This is a genomic window from Cupriavidus sp. 22TCCZM01-5 (genome assembly GCF_057798915.1).
Map to the genome: position 1 here is coordinate 33,146 of NZ_JBYOJR010000013.1, position 20,033 is coordinate 53,178.

The 20,033-nt window shown below is 68.5% G+C and carries 14 protein-coding genes; all 14 read right to left on the minus strand.

What is annotated here, in order from left to right; genetic code table 11:
* Window positions 1–17: 17 nt before the first annotated feature.
* Window positions 18–1,739 carry an FAD-dependent oxidoreductase gene (locus AC3FNH_RS14475; protein WP_488720520.1) on the minus strand — a complete coding sequence of 574 codons (1,722 nt, stop codon included), beginning with the start codon at window positions 1,737–1,739 and terminating at the stop codon, window positions 18–20.
* Window positions 1,739–2,971, minus strand: a complete 1,233-nt coding sequence (locus tag AC3FNH_RS14480) for a glycosyltransferase (protein ID WP_488720521.1) — start codon at window positions 2,969–2,971, stop codon at window positions 1,739–1,741. The genes AC3FNH_RS14475 and AC3FNH_RS14480 overlap by 1 nt, the downstream gene beginning before the upstream one ends.
* Entirely contained in the window at window positions 2,968–4,320 is a 1,353-nt protein-coding gene (locus tag AC3FNH_RS14485) for a hypothetical protein (RefSeq protein ID WP_276102028.1), read from the minus strand. Before AC3FNH_RS14485 ends, AC3FNH_RS14480 begins: the two co-directional genes overlap by 4 nt.
* Window positions 4,321–4,344: 24 nt before the next feature.
* Window positions 4,345–5,556, minus strand: a complete 1,212-nt coding sequence (locus tag AC3FNH_RS14490; protein ID WP_488720522.1) for an acyltransferase family protein — start codon at window positions 5,554–5,556, stop codon at window positions 4,345–4,347.
* Between the two features lie 166 nt (window positions 5,557–5,722).
* Window positions 5,723–7,009: a glycosyltransferase WbuB gene (locus AC3FNH_RS14495; protein ID WP_488720523.1), complete on the minus strand. Its 1,287-nt coding sequence runs from the start codon at window positions 7,007–7,009 to the stop codon at window positions 5,723–5,725.
* Window positions 7,006–8,226: a glycosyltransferase family 4 protein gene (locus AC3FNH_RS14500; RefSeq protein ID WP_488720524.1), complete on the minus strand. Its 1,221-nt coding sequence runs from the start codon at window positions 8,224–8,226 to the stop codon at window positions 7,006–7,008. The genes AC3FNH_RS14495 and AC3FNH_RS14500 overlap by 4 nt, the downstream gene beginning before the upstream one ends.
* A gap of 26 nt (window positions 8,227–8,252) precedes the next feature.
* Entirely contained in the window at window positions 8,253–9,218 is a 966-nt protein-coding gene (locus AC3FNH_RS14505; RefSeq protein WP_488720525.1) for a GDP-L-fucose synthase family protein, read from the minus strand.
* A gap of 5 nt (window positions 9,219–9,223) precedes the next feature.
* Window positions 9,224–10,342 (minus strand): GDP-mannose 4,6-dehydratase, encoded by a 1,119-nt coding sequence (gene gmd / locus AC3FNH_RS14510; protein WP_488720526.1) that lies wholly within the window; start codon window positions 10,340–10,342, stop codon window positions 9,224–9,226.
* A gap of 83 nt (window positions 10,343–10,425) precedes the next feature.
* Entirely contained in the window at window positions 10,426–12,675 is a 2,250-nt protein-coding gene (locus AC3FNH_RS14515; protein WP_488720527.1) for a polysaccharide biosynthesis tyrosine autokinase, read from the minus strand.
* A gap of 67 nt (window positions 12,676–12,742) precedes the next feature.
* Entirely contained in the window at window positions 12,743–14,122 is a 1,380-nt protein-coding gene (locus tag AC3FNH_RS14520; protein ID WP_276102035.1) for an undecaprenyl-phosphate glucose phosphotransferase, read from the minus strand.
* Between the two features lie 112 nt (window positions 14,123–14,234).
* Window positions 14,235–15,764, minus strand: a complete 1,530-nt coding sequence (locus AC3FNH_RS14525) for a mannose-1-phosphate guanylyltransferase/mannose-6-phosphate isomerase (protein WP_276102036.1) — start codon at window positions 15,762–15,764, stop codon at window positions 14,235–14,237.
* 143 nt (window positions 15,765–15,907) lie between these two features.
* Window positions 15,908–16,900, minus strand: a complete 993-nt coding sequence (locus AC3FNH_RS14530; RefSeq protein ID WP_488720528.1) for a GlxA family transcriptional regulator — start codon at window positions 16,898–16,900, stop codon at window positions 15,908–15,910.
* A 702-nt stretch (window positions 16,901–17,602) separates the two neighbouring features.
* Window positions 17,603–18,670 (minus strand): glycosyltransferase family 4 protein, encoded by a 1,068-nt coding sequence (locus tag AC3FNH_RS14535; RefSeq protein WP_488720529.1) that lies wholly within the window; start codon window positions 18,668–18,670, stop codon window positions 17,603–17,605.
* On the minus strand, window positions 18,670–19,920 hold the full coding sequence (locus AC3FNH_RS14540) for an oligosaccharide flippase family protein (RefSeq protein ID WP_488720530.1): 1,251 nt from the start codon (window positions 19,918–19,920) through the stop codon (window positions 18,670–18,672). The genes AC3FNH_RS14535 and AC3FNH_RS14540 overlap by 1 nt, the downstream gene beginning before the upstream one ends.
* Window positions 19,921–20,033: the final 113 nt, after the last annotated feature.

Genomic DNA, 20,033 nt, shown 5'->3' on the forward strand with positions numbered 1-20,033 from the left:
TGCTCCTTGTGATGAAGTCAGGCGGGATCCCGCTCGGCAACGGAAGCGGGCTCGGCGAACGCCAGCACCTGCGCTTCCTGTCGGTCCGTGACGCGCGCGGGCATGGCGGTGCGGCCCAGGCCGTCGCCCGCCGTGCCAAGGCGTGCAACCAGGTGGTCGACCAGTCGCAGCGCCAGCGCCGCGATGGTGATGGTCGGGAAATTGGCGCCCACGGTGGGAAACACCGAGCTGCCGCCGATATAGAGATTGCCGATGCCGTGCACGCGACAGTCCGGATCGACCACGCCCTGTCGCGGCGACACGTGCATGCGCGTGGTGCCCATGTGGTGCCACGTGCCTTCGAGCTGCGCCGGCCACGCGTGGCCCTCGATGGGCGGATCAAGCGTGACGTCGGCCACTCCGCTGCGCTCCAGCTCCTCGGCCAGCAGCGCGAAGGTGCGGTCGAAGGTGCGCTGCACGCGTGCGCCGAGCCTCCATGACACGCGCACGCGCGGCAGGCCGAGTGCGTCGCGCTGGTCCGACAGCGTGACCCGGCTTTCCGGGTCCGGCTCGGCCTCGACGATTGCCTGCATGCGCACGCCCGCGATCAGCGCGCGCGGCTGCAGCAGGCGCGTGAGCCCGAAGCCGGCCGTGTCGACCGGATGTCGAAGCATGGTGAGTATGTCGCGCGCCGGGCGGTAGCCGGGCTGGTCTTTCTTCAGCAGCGCCTGCTTGGCGCGGATCAGCGCCTCGGCACCGGCGCTGCCCTCGCCGTAGAACGTCGAGAAGAACCACACGCGCGAGTTGAGCAGGCCCTCGCGGCGCAGCACCTCGGGTTGCAGCGCAAACTGCGACGAGATGTGCTGGCCGTGCGCGCTGACCGCCGCGTTCTGGTAGTGGTACTTGATGTCGTAGAGCTTGTTGCGCGCCCAATCCCGCCGGAAGCGTACGTCGCCGGACATCAGCCGCGGGTGGTCCATGAAATAGCGTCCCACCAGGTCGTTGCCGTTGCCGAGGCCGACAGGCTGGGTGTGGTTCGACGCAAGCAGCAGGCGCGCGTTCTCGATGCCGCCGGCAGCCAGCACGAAAACATGTGCGGCCACTTTCATGCTGCGCCCGCTGAGCGTGCGCACCGCGACCTGCGTGACGGCGGTGGCGTCGGGATTGGTATCGATCGACACCACGTTGGCGTACAGATAGACGCGCACACGGTGCGCCTGCGACAGCGCCTCCCGGTACAGCTTGCCGAAGCGCGCCGGCGGGCTGAACTGGGAAATGGTGTCGCGGATCTTGCCTCCGGTGAGCGGCAGGCGCCGCACGTCGGTGCGGCCAATGGCAGCCTCCCACCAGGCCGGGTCGAAGTTGTCGGGACCCAGCTTCAGCACATCGTGGGTGCGCTGGTAGTACGGCGTCAGTGTGTCGAGCCCGAACGGCCAGCCGCTGTTTGGCACCCAGTCGCGCCGCTCCAGGTCCCACGGGTCGAGCGGCCGGCACCAGCCGCCCCAGCAGTTGCTGCTGCCGCCGAGGTAGCGGCTGCGGCTGCCGTCGGCGAAAGTGTACGGCAGGCCGATGTTTTCGCCCCGGTACAGGTCGCGCGTCTCGTCGTCAGGCTTGAAGCCACCGCTCTCCAGCAGGCATGTGGCAATGCCCGCACGCTGCAGTTCCAGCGCGAGCGTGATGCCGGCCACGCCGGCACCAATGATGCAGACCGTTGTTTGGACAATACTGTCCGACTCGACTTTTCTTGTATCGATGAACATTACCGCTCCCGCTTGCCCAGGCTCTGAAGGTGAAGGCCCGCCGCCGTGGCCGGGCCGCTGCCGGCGAAAGGCACCGGCCCGCCCTGCACCACGCGCAGGACGTCGGCCGCCATCGCTTCGACGGTGAAATGCCGCGCGAAGGCCACGCGGGCCCGCACACGTATGCCCTCGCGCTCGGCCGGCTCGGTGGCCAGCCAGCGCCGCAGCATCGATTCGGTGCCATCCACGGTGTCGATCGCGCTCATGCCCGCGCCGTTGCGCACCAGCTCGCGCCAGATGTTGACCCGCGTCGACACCAGCGCCGGCACGCCGCAGCCAAGTGCCTCGGCCACGGCAATGCCGAAGTTCTCCTGGTGCGAGGGCAGCACGAAGGCGTCGCTGGCATGAAACGCACCCCACTTCATGTCGTCGCGCAGCATGCCTGGCCAGCTCACGCGCGCGCCCACGCCAAGTGCCTCCGCGCGTGCCCGTAGCGTGGGCCCCCATTGGGCCGCGCCGTGGCCGTCCGGGCCGGCCATGACAAGATGCAGGAAGGGATCGGTACCGGCCACGCGGGCGAAGGCCTCGATCAGCAGGTCGCAACCCTTCTTGGGATGAATGCGGCCAAGGAACAGCAGCAGCCGTTTTCCCCGCAGCTCCGGGCAGGCAGCAAGAAAGGCCTCGCGCAGCCTGCCGTCGTCCAGCGGCGGCCAGGCCGTGCCGAAGCTCACCACGGCCTCGCGCACGCGGTACAGCCAGAATGACTCGCGCGCGCGCAGCCGCTCCTCCTCGGCGGTGAACATCACCGTGCGTGCGTCGCGCAGTACCCGGTACTCGGCCCACGGCCAATACAGCCACTTTTTCAGGTGCTTGAGCGGATGTTGCGTGCGGAACCACGGGTCGAGCATGCCGTGCGGGAAAACGTAGTACGGCACACCGGAGCCGCGCAGGGCCATCCACGCGGCAAAGCCGTGGTACTGCCACAGGCCGTTGACGATCACCGCGTCAAATCGCGCCGCATTTGCGCGCAGCCACGGCAGCAGCCGCGGCGCGTAGCGGTAGCCTCCGCGCGACGGCCCCAGCGCGTGCACGGCAGGACCTGCGTCCCGCAGCCATGGCGCGTCCTGCGGATCGAGCGTAACCAGTTCCACGTGATGGCCGAGCGCGGCCAGCCGCCGCGACATCTGCCGCACGCATTCGGTAGTACCGCCCTGTTGCGGGTCGAGCGAGGGAAGGAGCTGGAGCAGCTTCATGGGCGTTGTCCTTGCAAGGGAAGCGACGGCATGGCCTGTGCCGGCTGCACGTTGCCGGGCACGGTGCGCCGCACCGCCATGCGCTCCAGCCGGAGCTGCGTGGCCACTAGCAATCCGAGCGCCACGCCGTACACGAGTCCCGAGAAACGCGGCCCGAGCGGGTTGCCGCCGATCGACGTGGCCGGGAGTGCCGCCAGCACCAGCAGCGAGCGGCCGAGCACCGCGAGAAAGGGCGCATCCGGGGCGGCGCGCCGCCAGCGCCGGTAGAACAGGCTGCCGCGCACCAGCGCGTAAAGCACGATCAGCGGCAGTGCCAGCCCGAACACGAGTCCGCCCGCGAACAGCTGGTAGACCCAGAAGTTGTGCCCCGCGGCCCATTCGTTGATGGCGTAGAACTCCTCCTTCGTCATCTGGTCGGCAAGTGCAGGCAGGTAGTCGGGCGAATAGCGGTAGTTGTGCCCGTAGCCCCGGCCAAGCAGCAGCGACAGGTGGCTCGAGCGCACCTGGTCGAGCTGGTCCTTGATCTCCGCAAGACGAGTGGCCGTGGTAGGATCCATGCCCGCGGCCGTGGCCTTGGCGGCCTGGAGGCGCTGCGTCCAGTGCGCCGCGACGCTCGGGAACAGCGCCGAGCCGATCACCACCGTCCCGCCCACCAGCGCCACCGCGATCACCACCGTGCGCGCCAGCGAACGCAGCAACTGCTGCAGCGACGGTGCCGCCAGCCACGTTGCCAGGCAGAACAACAGCGCAGTGCCCACCAGCAGGCTGCGGGTGACGCTCAGCAGTTCGATAGCCAGCGAGACGAGGAACAGGAGCAGCTTGAAGCGCGTGATGCGGCGCGCCACCACGATCTCGTGTAACAGCAAGCCTTGCAGCGCAAGGAACACCACGGAAACGATGCGAAAGCGCACTGTCTCCAGACCGCCGCCCACCGCCATGCCGTAACCGAAGGCGAACAGCAGCGAAACCACCATGCCGCTGAACATTGCCAGCTCGATCTGCTCGACCCGCTTCACATGCCACGGTCTGCAGGTGGCAAGGTAGCCGGCCATCAGCAGCATGAACGGCAGTAGCACGCGCAGGTAGTTACCCATGTCGTTGCCCTGCAGCACGTGCGGCACCACGCTGCACGGCACGGTCAGCAGCAGCGCGGCCATGACCAGCGCGCTGAAGCGGTTGCCGGCCGCGAAGCGCGGCGCGATCAGCGCGAGCACCAGGGCCGCGCCCAGCGCCGGTACCGTCAGCAGGATCTGCGTGAGACGGCTGCCGTTCTCGTCGACGCTCTTGAAGTCGACCGCCAGCGGGCACAGCGCCAGCCAGATCCAGAAGGTTGCGTAGCGGTTGTTCACGGTGTCGGCTCCCCTTGCGTCCCCCTAGCCCTGCGCCGCGACGGCGAGTGACGGAGTGGCGGGCGCCAGCCGCCGGCGCAGGCGGCGGCGCAGCGGCTCCTCGTAGCCACGAAACACCAGCACGCTGATCCCCACGACGGCAGCCAGGGCTGGCCAGCCGGCGGCGGCCGGCACGTCGGCCAGGCGCAGCAGCCGGCCGAGCGGCACGTGCAGCAGGTAAAGCGCGAAGCTCGCCTCGCCGAGCGTGACCAGCCATCGCCACGACAGGAACGCCGGACCGCCGGACAGCGCCAGTCCCACAATCAGGGCGCCGAATAGCGGCGACTGCATATAAAACGCCGGCGCCAGCGGTTGCAGCACTGACAGTGCGACGATGCCCGCCAGCGCAATCACCGCCAGCACGTGCCCGACCCGCACGCGTACCGCGCCGGCTGCTGCATGCCGTGCATGGACCAGTGCGGCGCAGATGCCGAGCACGAATTCGAACAGGTGCGTCGGCGGGAACTGCGCCACGAGGAAGCCGTGGCGCGACACCGGCAGCGCATGCTGCAGCCACGCGATCCATGCCCCCTGCGCCAGCCACAATGCCACGCACCATGCCGCCAGCCCGCGGTTGCCGCAGGCGCCCAGGCGCGCCAGCAGCCATGGGAAGAGCGCGTAGAAGAACGCCTCGCACGAGATGCTCCAGGCCGGACCGTTCCACGGCTGGTTGAGCGCGGCAAACGGCGTCCACGCGGTCAGCGCCAGCAACTGCAGCACGAGGCTGGCGCAGAGCGCACGCAAGTTGGCGCCGTCGCTGCCGGAAAGGCCGTACCACTCGCGCAGCAGCGCGGCGTCGCCGTCATGCAGCAGCCACGCAGTGACCGGCAGCGCCGGCACGAGCGACAGCACCAGCACCGGATAGATGCGCGCGAAGCGGGCCGAGTAGAAGGTGCGTCGGGCCGGCGCGCCGCCAGTGGCCAGCGGGCGGCGGTAGTTCCACGTCAGGATGAAGCCCGACAGCACGAAAAAGAACGACACCGCGGGGCGGCCACCGTCGACCGCGCGCTGCACGGCCTGCGGCACGGCCAGCAGCCCGATCTGCGCAAAGTGGCTGCATACCACCACCAGCGCCGCGAAGAATCGCAGGCTGGTCAGCGCGGGCAGTGCCGCTGGTCCCGCCGGCACCGCCACGCCCGGGGTGGCACGCGGCCTCAGCCGCGACGGCGCCTGTGCGCCCGGCTCGCCTGTAAACATGAGCGTCCTCCCGTGTACGGCAGCGCGCCCGCGCCGGCCGTGATGCCAATGAATGCCGCCACCAGCGGAATCAGCGTGCCGGGGCGATGGCGGCGGCGCTGTGCGCGTTGCTTGGTCCGGATCATGGATGGCCTCCGTCATGTCGCATGGCGCTCTCGCACCGCCCTTATTCGGCTTCCTCGGCGCGCAGCGGCGCCGGGGCCAGGTCCGCGCCGGCCGGCCGCGCGGTGTCATTCGGGCACAAGGCACGCAACCGTGCGTCGAGCCGGCCCAGCACTGCGGGCGCCGACAGGTTGCCGACCGCATAGGCACGCGCCGATGCGCCCAGCGCCGCGCACAGCTCGGCATCGGCCGCCAGGCGGCGGATGGCGCCGGCCAGCGCGTCGACGTCTTCCGGCGGCACCGCCACGCCGCGCCCTCTCAGCGCCGCGAACAGCTCGGTGCCGGGCTCGGCCATCGCCACGATCGCGCGGCCACTGGCGAGCATGCCGGTCAGCTTGGACGGCATCACAAGATCGGCGGCGCCGCCGCGCTGCGGCAATACGTGGATGTCGGCGAGGTTGAGCAGCTCGTTGAGCGCATCGGCCGGCTGCAGTGGCAGGAAGCGGCAGTTGTCGAGCCCGGCGCAGTGCAGTTCCAGTTCGGCGCGCGCCGGCCCGTTGCCGCAGAAGACGAAGGTGATGCCCCGCTCGCCGGCCAGCGCGGCGGCCGTGCACATCAGCACGTCGAGCCCCTGCTTGTTGCCCATGTTGCCGGCGTACAGCACCACCTTCTGCTCCTTCCCGATACCAAGCGACTGCCGCAGCGCGCTAGGCCGGTCGAGCGGACGAATGGCGTCGGTGTCGACCCAGTTCGGCAGCAGGAACAGGCGCGGCGCCAGCACGCCCTTCCTGGCGGCGGTCTCCACCATCTTCGACGTGATGCTCGACACCACGTCGAAGCGGCGCAACAGCAGTCGCTCCACGGCAAGCGCGAAGCGGCGCATTCGCCCCCCATGCAGCAGGCCCAGCTCGAACGCGGCGTCGACCTCGTAGTCCTGCACGTGGAGCCAGCAGCGCGCGCCGGCGAGACGGCCGGCCAGCCATGCGACCGGTGCGCCCATCAGCCCCGGCGCGATGCCCATGACCACGTCCGGACGCCAGAATGCCTGCTGCACCATTGCCGGCAGCGCCGCCACCGCAAAGCTCGCCAGGTGCAGCAGGCGCTTGGCCGCGCCGGGCTGGCCCGGCACCCACAACGGCACGCGCACCACCCGCACGCCGCGCAGTGTCTCGGCGCGATAGCGGCTGCCGGAATAGCCTGGCTCGATCCGCCACGCGGGGTAGTACGGCGGCCCGCACACCACGCGTACCTCGTGGCCGGCCTCCGCCAGCGCCTCGGCCATTTCGGCGGTGTACTTGCCAGTGCCCGTCAGTTCGGGGGCGTAGTTTTGCCCGCAGATCAGGATTTTCATCTTCCGCTCCGGGTCACTTCGGCTGGGGCCGGCGCAGCGGGTCCGTCGGCGGCTTCGGGCCGGCTGCGCACACGGCGCCCGGCCAGCAGCGTCGCGCAGCCTCGGGCAATGTGGCTCGCCGCTGCCGCGGGATCGAAGCGGCGCATCACGGCGAGACAGCGCGCGGCGGTGGCGGGCGCGTCGGCAAAGGTGGTCAGCGCGCGCGTCATCGCGCTTTGCAGCGCGGCGGCATCGCGCGCCGGAACCACGAAGCCGGTCTCGCCGTCGTGGACGAGTTCCGGCACGCAGCCGCAGTTGTCGCTGGCGACAGTCGGGCAGCCGTGGTTGAGCGCTTCGTTGACCACCAGTCCCCACGGCTCGCTGGAGCTCGGCAACACCAGACTGGCGGCCCGGTAGTACTCCGCGGACAGCGCATCGCCCTGGAGGCTGCCGACCAGCACCACCGAGTCGCCCAGGCCCAGCTCGGTGCAGCGCGCGCGCAGCGTTGCTTCCATCGGACCGGAGCCAACCAGGCGCAGGCGCGCGTCAGGCAACTCGCGGCGCAGGCCTGCGAAGGCATCGATCAGCGTGTCCAGGCCCTTCTCGGGCGAGAGGCGGCCCACGTAGAGGAAGACCGGCTCGCCCTCCGTGCGTGCCTGCGCACGTGCTGCGAGGGCGGCGTCGGCACTATAGCCGGGCGGCAGCGCGGCAGCCTGGCACGGGATGAATACCTGCGCGGGTGCGGCGCCCAATGACACCAGGTATTCGCGGCTGCGCTCGCCGAAGCCGAAAAAGCCATGGCACAGGCCGAAGAAGACCCGCTTGGGGATCGACGTCAGCAGCCGGCGCGGGCGGTCGCGGCCAGTGGAGTCGCAGAACACCGCGCGGCGCCTGCCGGTGACGATGCAAGCCAGCAGCATCGCCCAGTATTCGGGGCGGTGGTAGCCGGGCAGCACGATCAGGTCGCTGCCGGAGCGCAGCACCTCCGACACGAGGCGCGCCGTGAGCTTCCACACCGGCACGTCCTCGTAGCAGCCGTGATAGAGGCATTGCATCGGATAGCGGTGGGCGCTGTAGTCCACGTCGGAGAAGCCCAGGCGGTAGTACTCGGTTTCGGTGATCTGGATGAACCGGTAGCGAATGGGGCCGCCGGCGGTGTCGCGGTGCAGTGCCGAGAAGACCTCGCCCTTGTGGCGCGACCAGACGACGTTGTGGAAGATGGTGACGGTATGTGGCATGGCGAACCTCCCCGTTTGCGTGCCTGTCAGACGTGTGTTGCCGCCGCGGCTGGCTCCGCAAGCGACCTGGCGCGATTCCTGTACTCGCAATATGTGGCCGTGATGCCGGCCTCCAGCCCGATGCGCGGCTGCCAGCCCATGCGCGCCAGGCGGCTGACGTCGAGCAGCTTGCGCGGCGTGCCATCCGGCTTGCTGGTATCGAACACGAGCTCCCCCTGAAATCCGGCGATGCCCGCAACCATCGCGGCCAGCTCGGCGATCGGCAGGTCCTTGCCCACACCGACGTTGAACACGCCCTCGGCGTGCTCATGGCGCAACAGGAACAGCGTCGCGGCGGCGAGGTCGTCGACGTGCAGGAACTCGCGGCGCGGCGTGCCAGTGCCCCACACCACCAGCGTGCCCGCGCCCTCCTCTACCGCCGCGTGCGCCTTGCGGATCAGCGCCGGCAGCACGTGGCTGTTGGTCAGGTCATAGTTGTCGTTGGGGCCGTACAGGTTGGTCGGCATCACTGACAGGTAGCGCGTGCCGTACTGGCGGTTGTAGGCCTCGCACAGCTTGAGCCCGGCAATCTTGGCAATGGCGTAGGCCTCGTTGGTCGGCTCCAGCGGGCCGGTCAGCAGGTACTCCTCGCGAATCGGCTGCGGGCAGGCGCGCGGATAGATGCATGACGAGCCGAAGAACACCAGCCGCTGCACGCCAGAGTCGAACGCGGCGTCGATCACGTTGGTCTCGATGGCCAGGTTCTCATAGAGGAAAGAGGCCGGGCGCGAGGCATTGGCGACAATGCCGCCCACGCGCGCGGCCGCCAGCAGCACCACGTCGATCGAGCCGGTGGCGAAGAAGCGGCGCACCGCAGCCTGGTCGGTCAGGTCCAGCTCGGCATGGGTGCGCGTGATGATGTGGCGGTAGCCGTCGGCCTGCAGCGCCCGGACCAGCGCAGAGCCGACCATGCCACGGTGCCCGGCCACGAAGATGTTGGCGTCCTTGTCCATGGCCGTCACTCGTGGTGTTCCAGGGCCTTGAAGCCGGCCAGCGTGACCATCGCGTCGCGGCGCGCGATCTGGTAGTCCGCGCGCACCATCTCCTTGACCAGCGCGGGGAATGGCGTGGTGGGGCGCCAACCGAGCTTCTCGTGGGCCTTGGAGGCATCGCCCAGCAAGGTCTCGACCTCGGTCGGACGGAAGTACGCGGGATCGACGCGCACGATCACTTGCCCCGGCTGCAGCCGCGTTTCCTTGCCGTGTATGTGCTCGACGACGCCGATCTCATCCACGCCCTCGCCTTCGAAGCGCACCGTCACGCCCAGCTCGTTGGCGGCCTGCTGCACGAAGTCGCGCACGCTGTACTGCTCGCCAGTAGCGATCACGAAGTCCTCGGGCTGCGCTTGCTGGAGCATCATCCACTGCATCTCGACATAGTCGCGTGCATGGCCCCAGTCGCGCAGCGCCGACAGGTTGCCCAGGTAGAGGCAGTCCTGCAGCCCAACGGCGATGCGCGCGATGGCCCGCGTGATCTTGCGCGTGACGAACGTCTCGCCGCGAACCGGCGACTCGTGGTTGAACAGGATGCCGTTGCACGCATACATGCCGTAGGCCTCGCGGTAGTTCACGGTGATCCAGTAGGCATAGAGCTTCGCCACGGCGTACGGGCTGCGCGGGTAGAAGGGGGTGGTCTCCTTCTGCGGGATCTCCTGCACCAGACCGTACAGCTCGGAGGTCGACGCCTGGTAGAAGCGCGTCTGCTTCGCCAGGCCGAGGATACGGATCGCCTCGAGGATGCGAAGCGTGCCGATGCCATCGGCGTTGGCGGTGTACTCCGGCTCCTCGAACGACACCGCCACGTGACTCTGCGCGGCAAGGTTGTAGATCTCGTCCGGCTCGATGCGCTGGATCACGCGCAGGAGGCTGGTGGCGTCGGTCAGGTCGCCGTGGTGCAGGAAGAAGCGCAGGTCCTGCTCGTGCCGCTCACGGTACAGGTGGTCGATGCGGTCGGTATTGAACAGCGACGTGCGCCGCTTGATGCCATGCACTTCATAGCCCTTGTCGAGCAGCAGTTCGGCAAGATAGGAGCCGTCCTGGCCGGTGATTCCCGTAATCAGAGCAACCTTGCGCTTCATCGTCTTTCTCCCTGTGAATTGGAGTTCGGTTGGAGCTCGCCCCGGTTGGGGCCGGCGTGGCGGCGGGACCTGTTGCCGCATCCTTACCCCTGCCCTCCCTGCCCTCCCTGCCCTCCCCGCGCGCCGTAGTCCGCGCCATACGGCGCTCCGAGCTGCAACGGCGGCCGCGGAACATCGGTCAGCAGCACGCCCTGCAGGGCAACGCCGCCGTTGGCAAGCCGCCGCGCCGCCTCGCCGATCTCGGCGGCCGGATGGCGGCCGTGACGCACCACCAGCAGGGTGGTGGCGGCGTGCCGGCCGAGCAGCGTGGCATCGGTCACGGCGAGCACCGGCGGGGTGTCGAGGATCACCATGTCGTAGCACGTGGCGAAGTGGTCGAGCATGGTGCGAAAGCGCTCGCTCATCAGCAGGTCCGCCGGGTCTTCTGGCAGGCTGCCGCGCGGCAGCACGTCCAGGCCCGGCAGCACGTCGCGCACGACGGCGGCGTCGAAGTCCATGCCCGCCAGCGCGTCGGAGAGCCCCGGCCGGTGGCGCAGGCCGAAGTGCAAATGGACCTCGCCGCGCCGCATGTCGCCGTCGATCACCAGCACGCGGCGGTGGCCCGACGCCACCAGCGCGGCAAGATTCACCGACAGGAATGACTTGCCTGCGTCCTGGCGCGAGCCGGTCAGCATGACCACGTTGTTGCGGGCATCGCGCAGCGCGTACTGCAACGTGGTGCGAAGACTGCGCACGCCCTCGATGGCGACGTCTTCCGGCGCGCTCGCGGCCAGCAGGCGAGGCCCCCCCGCGCCCCGGCCGGCGCGGAGGTCGCGCTGCAGCCGGGCCTGCACGCGGCTGCGCGGCACCACGGCGCAGACCGGCACGCCGAGCAGGCGCTCGATGTCCTCCGGATGCTCCACGCCGCCATAGAGCGCCTTGCGCACGAACACCAGCACGACGGCCGCCAGCATGCCAAGGCCGCCGCTGATCAGCACCAGCATCACGCGCTGCGGGCGCACCGGCTCGTCGGCCGGCGCCGCGAAGTCCACCACGCGCACGCTGCCGACCTGGCCGGCCTTGATCACGCGCAGCTGCTGGGCGTTGTTGAGCAGGCTGGTGTACAGCTCGGTGTCGACGCGCACGTCGCGCATCAGCCGCAGCACGGTCTGCTCGGTATCGGGAAGCACCGACACGCTGCGCCGCAACGCGCCCTGCTGCTGCGTGAGCGCCGCAATCTGGGCGTTGATGGCGACCATGGCGGGGTTCGTATCGGTGTAGCGCGTCATCATCTCGGCGCGCTGGGCCTGCAGCGTGGCAAGCCGGGTCTTGTTATCGACCACCTGCTGCAGCAGCAGCCGGCTTTCCTCGTCCAGGTTCACCGTGCCGGTGCGATTGCGGTAGGAGTTGTAGCGCTCCTCGGCATGGTCCAACTCCTTGCGCAGCACCGGCAGCTGCTGGTCGAGGAAGGCCAGCGTGTGTTCCGCCTCAGCCGAGCGGCGGCCGATGTCCTGCTGCACGAACTGTCGCGCAATGGTGTTGACGATGTCGGCGGTGAGCTTCGCGTCGGGGCCTTCCAGGCTGGCGCGGATGATGCCTGACTGCAGCGAGGTCTCGCCCACGGCGAGCTGGCGTTGCACGCGCTCCACGGTGGCGAGCGTCGACGCGCGCACCAGCTCGAACTCGGTGCCGGGGCGCCCGGCGATCTCGTCGATGCGCACCCGCACCGGACCCAGCGCGCTGTTGCCGCCGACCTCCTCGCCCACCTTGCCATTGAGCACCGGGTTGCCGTCGGGGTCGCGCAGCGTGAACGCGCGCTCGCCAGTGATGGTCAGGACGAACGGCTTGTTGTAGTACCTGGAAGGCGTGTCAAACACTGACATCGTGATCGACTCGCCGCCCCATGCGTACTGCGGCAGGCCGAAGCGCGCCGGTGCCGGCGCGGTGCCGGCATAGCGCCCAGCCAGCCAGCCGCCAACCAGGGGGAACGTGCGTGGCCGCGCGGCCATGTCGAGATGGAGCGTGCGCACGGCCTCCTCCACCACCAGCCGCGAACGGATCAGCTCGATCTCCGCCGCCGTGGACGACTTCGAGTCGAAGATCGATGCGATCGAGCCCAGCGAATTCTGGTTGGCGTTGGCGTCGGCGCCCTTGCTGTCCTCCACCTGGATCATCGCGTCGGCGCGGTAGACCGGCTTGGCGATCGCCGCGTAGATCACGCCGATGACCAGCGCTGCCGCCGTGATCAGGGCGATCAGCCGCCAGCTCCCCAGCAGGGTCGCCAGGTAGTCCGACAGGCGCAGCTCCTGCGCCGGCGGGCCCTCGGTGTATTGCGTGTCGAGTACGGTTGGCATGGCTTGTCCTTGCGCTCCGTGTGCTTTCGCGTTCTTGGTGAGCCCGCCACGGCGACCGTCGCCGGGGTCAGTAGGCGTTGCGGTGGACCAGTCCCTTGAAGATCGTCGCGACGATGATTCGCATGTCGAGCGCGAAGGACCAGTTGCCGAGGTAGTAGAGGTCGCAGGCAATGCGTCCTTCCATCTTCTCCAGCCGGTCGGTCTCGCCGCGGTAGCCGTTGACCTGGGCCCAGCCGGTGATGCCCGGCTTGATGCGGTAACGCTGCATGTAGCCGCTCACCAGCTTGCTGTACTGGTCGTCATGCTCCAGCGCGTGGGGGCGCGGGCCGACCACCGACATGTCGCCGCGCAGCACGTTGAAGAACTGTGGCAGCTCGTCCAGGCTGCTGCGGCGCAGGAAGGCGCCTACGCGGGTGACGCGCGGGTCCAGACGCCTGGCCTGCGTCAGCGTACCGGCCTGCTCTGCATGCACGCGCATCGAGCGGAACTTGTAGATGGTGAAGACGCGGCCGTCGGCGCCCTTGCGCTTCTGGCGGAACAGCACCGGCCCCGGCGACGACAGCTTCACCGCGACAGCCACCGCCAGCAGCACCGGCGCCAGGCCGATCAGCGCGGCGACGGCGAACAGGCGGTCGAAGATGTCCTTCTGCAGCACTGCGTGTTGCGGCAACGGCGAGGCAGCGAGGTTGATGGCATGCATGCCGATCAGGTCGATCATGCCGCTGTCGAACAGCGCCACCGAGCGAAGGTCCGGCATGAAGCGGATATTGATCAGCTCGTCGCGGAACTCGTTGACGAGGTCAAGGATCAACCGCTCCTGCGACAATGGCAGCGCAAGCCAGAGTTCGTGGATCTGCTGCGTGCGGATGTAGCGCTGGAACGCGGCGCGGTCAGCAAAGGTCGGCACGCGCGAGCTGAGACTGCCGGACGTTGGCAGCACGTTGAACGCCGCCGCCACGCGGAAGCCCGATGCCGGCGACGCCGCCACGCGGCGGATCACCGCGTTGCAGTGTGGCCCGCCGCCGACGATGGCGACCTGGTGCAGGTTCATGCCGGCACTGCGCACGTGGCCGAGCACGAAATGGGTGACCAGCCTGGAAACGATCAGCAGCGCACCGCTGACGGCGGTCCAGTAGGCGAACCAGAGCCGCGAGACGATGTCGAGGCGGTGCATGGAGAACATCACCATGACACCGCACAGCTGCACCAGCAGCCAGGCCAGCGCGACCTGGCCTGCGAGGCCGAGCTTGGAACGCCCGCGCCACGATTCGTAGATGCCGAACGCGGGGAACAATGCCAGCGTGAACGCCGCCGACAGCACGATGAAGAGGTCGTAGAAGTCCTCCTGCATCACCGCGTCGAAGCGGATCTGCGAGGCCGCCACGGCCCCCGCGAACACCAGCGCAACGTCCAGCGTGCGCGCCAGTAACCCCTCCAGCCTGAGCATAGCGCCCCCCGTACCACCCGTAAGCAACCACTGCCTTGCCACGCCGGCTCCCCGTTGCCAGACTCCCCTTGCAAACCGCCCGGCGCCAGCCCGGCGCCGGTCATTCGCAGCGCTAGCCCTCTCGGTCGCAGCGCCCGAAGGCGTCGTCGAGCCGCACGATGTCGTCTTCGCCCAGGTAGCCACCGGACTGCACCTCGATGATCTCGAGCGGCAACTTGCCAGGGTTCTCCAGCCGGTGCGTCACACCCAGCGGTATGTAGGTCGACTGGTTCTCGCCGAGCAGGAATTTCTCTTCGCCACGCTGCACGAGCGCCGTACCGCTCACCACCACCCAGTGCTCGGCGCGGTGGTGGTGCAACTGGAGCGACAGCCGCGCGCCAGGCGCTACCACGATGCGCTTGACCTGGAAGCGCGGACCGTGGTCCACCGAGTCGTAGAAGCCCCAGGGCCGGCGCACCTTGCGGTGCGTCTCGGCCTCGGGTGCGTGCTGGGCCTTGATGCGCTCGACCAGGGTCTTGACGTCCTGCACATGCGAGCGGTCGGCAACCAGCACCGCGTCCGCGGTCTCGATGACGACGATGTTGTGCGTGCCGACACAGGCCACCAGGCGGCCATCGGAATGCGCATAGCTGTGGCTGGCGCCCTCGAATACCACGCGGCCGCGCGCCGCATTGCCAGCGGTGTCCTTTTCGGTGGCGTCCCAGACGGCGTCCCACGAGCCAAGGTCGGACCAGCCTGCCGCCAGCGGCACCACCACGCCGCGGCACGGCGACTCCGGCAGTTCCAGCCGCTCCATCACCGCGTAGTCGATGGAATCGGACGGGCAGGTCAGGAAAGCCTTCGGCGCGGGACGGAAGAAGGCGCCATCGAGCTTGCCCTCGATCACGGCATGCATGCAGCTCTCGTACATGTCGGGCTGCAACGTCTGCACGGCCTGCAGCCACACGTTGGCGCGTACGATGAAGATGCCGCTGTTCCACCAGTACTGGCCGCTCTGCACGTACTGTGCCGCCAGTTCGAGCGCGGGCTTCTCGACGAAGCGCGCGATCTCGTGCACGCCGTCGGGCAGCGCGGCGCCTAGGCGGATGTAACCGTAACCGGTTTCGGCGCGCGTGGGCGGCACACCGAGCGTGACCATCGCACCGCGTTCGGCGTGATCGGCGGCCGTGGCCAGCGCGGCGCGGAAGGCGTCCGTATCGAGCATGGCGTGATCGGCCGGCATCACCACGAGGATCACGTCCTCGCCCTGCGCCTGGGCCAGCCACGCGGCGATGGTCAGCGCGGGCGCGGTGTTGCGGCGGCCCGGTTCCACCAGCAGGCGCGCCTGGATGCCGCTGGCGCGCAATTGCTCGGCGGTGACGAAACGGTGCTCTTCGCCGCAGGCGACGATGGGCGCCGGCACCACCTCGCGCCCACCGGGTACGCCCTCAAAGCCTTCGAGACGGCGCAACGTGGCCTGCAGCAATGAGTCGGGCCCGATCAGGTCGATCAGTTGCTTGGGATAGTGCTCGCGCGACAGCGGCCACAGCCGGGTGCCCGCGCCGCCCGCCAGGACTACCGGCGCGATGCGCAGGCGCTGGCCGTGTGCCGGGGTCGTCGATGCCGCGGTGGCTGTGCCGTCGGCGCTGTCTGTGTTTGTCATGATCGGCCCTCCTTGTTCTCGTTTGCGTTCGGGCAATGCGAAGCCACGGTGTCGGGACGAGCGCTACCCGCCGCCCCGCGCGGCTTGCATTCCTCGTGGCTTTCTGATTGACTGGCGCGCGGCGTAGGCGCCGCGTCCGCGGACTAGCCGTCGACGGTCAGCCGGGATCGCTGTCGGAACTCGGTCGGCGAGATCGACAGGCGCTTGCGGAAAATCTTGGCAAGACGGTCGCCATTGCCCATGCCGCTGCGGCGCGCCACCTTGTCGACCGGCAGTTCGGTCTCGGCAAGGAAGCCGCAGGCGGTGTCGAGCCGCGCCTGAAGCAGGAAGTCCGAAGGCGTGATGCTCATTTCCAGCTTGAAGCGGCGCAGGAAGTTGCGCTCGCTCATGGCAGCCACCTCAGCGGCGTCGGCAATCGAGATGTCCTGTTCGCAATGCTGGCGCAGCCAGCGGGCCGCGGCGCGGATCTTCTCGCCGGGGCCCGTCATGCCGGGGTCGCCGATGCACGGCAGCAGCCGGCTGCCCCACGAAGGCATCACGCGGCCCGCCACGGCGCGGGCGGCATCGACACCCTGCTCGTGCCGGATCAGCGTCAGCGCGGCCTTCATGGATTCGAACTGGTCGTCGGCGGCGTCGAGCGCCAGCGGCTGGCTGGCCGACTGCGTGTCAGGCAACGTGGCCAATGGAGAGATTCCTGCCGCATCGAGCACGGCGCGGCCCTGGGCGATGGGCCGGACCGTGGCGGTCTTGCGGTGCGCGGCCGCACGCAGCCAGCCCACCACGCGCTCGTCGATGCTGCAGCCATGGGCGTCCTCGCCGGCGGCGACGAAGAGCATGTCGAAGCCGGGCGGCTGGCCGGGGTCGATTTCATCGGTCCAGACATGCACGGAGGCCGAACAGGCGATGTTGCCGCCCGTCAGTGACAGGAAGCGCACTTCATAGCGGGCCTGCCCCGCCAGGTCCGGTACATCCTCGGACAGCGCGTTGGCGGTGTGAAATACCTCCGCAATCATTCCGGCGCCGAGCAGCGAAAATCCATCGAACAGCAGGATTCCGATGCGCCGCGCGGCGTCCCTGCGAGGCCGGGCTGACAAAGACAACCAGCTCACTGAAGGCTTGAGTTGCGCATAGCTCATGATTACTCCCCATTTCATTCGCTTCTTGCTTCTTTGTTCCGTGCAGCGCCGGACTTCTGGTCTGTTGCATTGCATCATATACAACAATGAAAACGTGGCTACGTTGATGTCGGAAACTGACGGCCTCTTGGCGGGATCTTGCCGGTCGGATCACTGAATTCGCCACATTTCATTGTAAATAAACGAATTTATTCAATACATGTGATTCATGCCACAGATTATTCGGCCCGCCAGAACCAGAAAAGAAGCGAGTAAAAATCACTCTATACAAAATGTTGCAATGCGGCACAACTGCACCAAAGCAAGCGTGGTGTAAATCGCACTAATATCAGATATGGTGCATTTTCCCGATGTTTTTTTGCACTTGTTTCAGCCATGATACGGATTGAAACCCCGACATAATGCGAAAGGACATGACGAAAGAAACACATGAAGCGTGAAAATAAAAAAGAATATAATAATTAATTCCGGCATTAATACGCCGCTGTCCCTTCGCCAAGGGGGGCGGGCCCTTCGGAATGATTGGACCACTCGTCCCGCATGCCCCATCGGCGCGTCCTGCCTCGCTTCTGGCACCGTCAACAAGGAGCCATTCCCGCGTTCGCGGGAATGGCGGTGGAATTCCTGGGAAGCCCTGTCGGAGGAGGCAGGGCCGAAGGCGGTTGCCGGGCGGGAAGCGGCTAAGGCAAGCGGAAGGCAGCCTCAGGCGAGGCCTGTCACGGTGCGCGCGATGGCGCGGTAGTGCCGCACGGTGTCCTGCAGCGTCAGGCCGTCGAGCGGCCGTGCGGCGCGGGGCTGTGCCACCGCCCGCGCGAGCGCGTTCGCGTAGGCGGCGATGTCGCTTGTGTCGAGCAACTGGACTGCCGGGAAGCCGCCTGAAAAGCGAAAGGCAGGGATCGCGCTGGCCACGACGGGCACGCCCGTCGCCAGTGCTTCCAGGAAGGCAATGCTGTGCGCCTCGGAGGCCGACGGCATGGCAAAGGCGCTCGCCAGCGCCAGCAGTTGCGGGATATCGCCGCGCGGGCCGTTGACGCTGACCTGCGCCCCCAGCCCGAGCGCATCGACCAGTGCCTGCACGGCGGCATGGTATGAGGGATCCTCGATCACGCCGTACAGCGCGAGGCGCGCCCCGGGCACCATTGGCAGCATCTGCGCGAAGGCACGTACCGTGTGCAGCTGGTTCTTTACCGCCGCATAGCGGCCAAGCTGGACGACAAGGGGACTATCCGTCCCGTTCACCGCCTTGGTGGCCGATGCGGCAAAGCGGCGCGTGTCGACGCCGTTCGGGATCAGCATCAGTCCCGGATGGCTGCCCACCGCCGCGCGATAGTCGCGGATATTGCTCTGCGCCACAGCCACCACGGCGCGTGCGCGCTGCGACAGCATGCGCTCCGCAAAGCGGAATAGCGGCCGTTCGAAATCATTGACGGCCGAATGCATCACGTAGACGACCGGCGCCGGCCACGGCAGCGCGCGCGCGTAGAACGCTGGGATGGTGGAGTGGGCGAATACCACGTCGGGACGGAAGCGCCGCAGCGCGCCTAGCAGGTGCCACAGCCGGCCCGGCGCGCGCGTCGGCCGCGCCGGGAAGTGGCACGACACGCCCGCGCGATCCAGATCGACTCGCAGCGCGGCGAAGTCGGCATGGGCCGGCAGCAGCGAGGCCAGGCCGACGACTTCCCCCTCTTCCTGCTGGGCGATGGCAAGGTCCCGAGCCAGGACTTCAGCGCCCGACAGCCGCGGCGCCAGCACAAGATGGAGTATCCGCATCACGCCCTCCTGAACATGCGAAAGAGCATCCACGCCGCCGCACACGCCAGCCCGACGGTCATCGACCACGCAATACCGATAGCGCCGGAGTGCTGCGTGGCCGGCGGCACCAGCAAGAGCAGCACGCCAACCTGGATCACCGACGCCTCAGTGGCCGCGCGCGGCAGACCCACGGCGCGCAGGTAGGCCACCAGCAACGCGATCAGCGCGCCGATGGCCATGTTGACCGCAAACACGCGAAAGAGCGGCACGGCCTCGAGCCAGCGCGGCCCGAGCAGCAGCAGGAAGAGCGGTTCGGCCACCACGGCCAGAACGGTAACAGCCGCAGCCAGCAGCAGCACGCCCAGCAGGAGCAGGCGGCGCGCCAGCCGCAGCGCGGAACCGTCCTGCTGGCGATGGCGCGCGGCGAAGGTCGGGAACAGGTATTGCGACAGCGCGATGCCCGCATCGGCCAGCAGCATCTGCGCGAGCTTGGACGCCATCTGGTACGCGCCGAGTTGCGCCGGGCCGAGCAGCCTGCCCACCATCACCTTGTCGAACTGGTTCAGGATCAGGTTGACCACACTGCCGGCCCAGATCCAGCGGCTGAAGCCGATGTAATGCCCGATGCCGGTCCAGCGCAGCCGCAGCAGCGGGCGCGGGCGCAGCACCGCCCACGTCAGCACGCTCTTGCATGCCTCGCCTGCCAGCAGGCCAATGACGATGCTGTACGCACCCGCACCGGCCAGCGCGCAGGCAAGGCTCACGGCGCAGTCGGTGCAGGCGTTCGCCACTTCCACGCCCGCGATCTGCTGGAAGCCGCGCTCGCGCATGACCACGTAGTAGGCGGGCGAGGCCAGCCCGCGCAGGAACGGCAGCATGGCGGCCATCCACAACAACGGCACCGCGCCGGCAAGATGGAACTGCGCGGCGAGGAACGGCGCGAGCGCTGCCAGCAGCAGTCCTACCAGCACGCCGCGGCAGCTCAGTGCCATCCACAGTGCCGACAATTCATGCGGCGCCGGTTCCTGGCGGCCCTGCACCACGGCCTGCGGCAGGCCGGTATCGCTGAGTGCCTCGGCAATCGCCACCGCCAGCAGCGCAACGCCCGCGACGCCGAGCGCCTCCGGGCCCAGCATGCGCCCGACCAGCAGGAACTTGACCGCCACCAGCCCTCGCGCCAGCGCCTGCTGGACCAGCACCCAGACGGCGGAATGGGCCGGCGGCCAGCTGCGCGGCAATCCCGCCATGATCTTCAATGCCTTGTTCATGGCCCCCCGGCTGTTTGTTGGTGTGTGTGGAGCGCGCGCCTGGCGTCAATGGCCTGCATGGCCCTGTGCACCGACCATAGCGCGCCACCTGCATGGGCGGCACGCCATCTTCC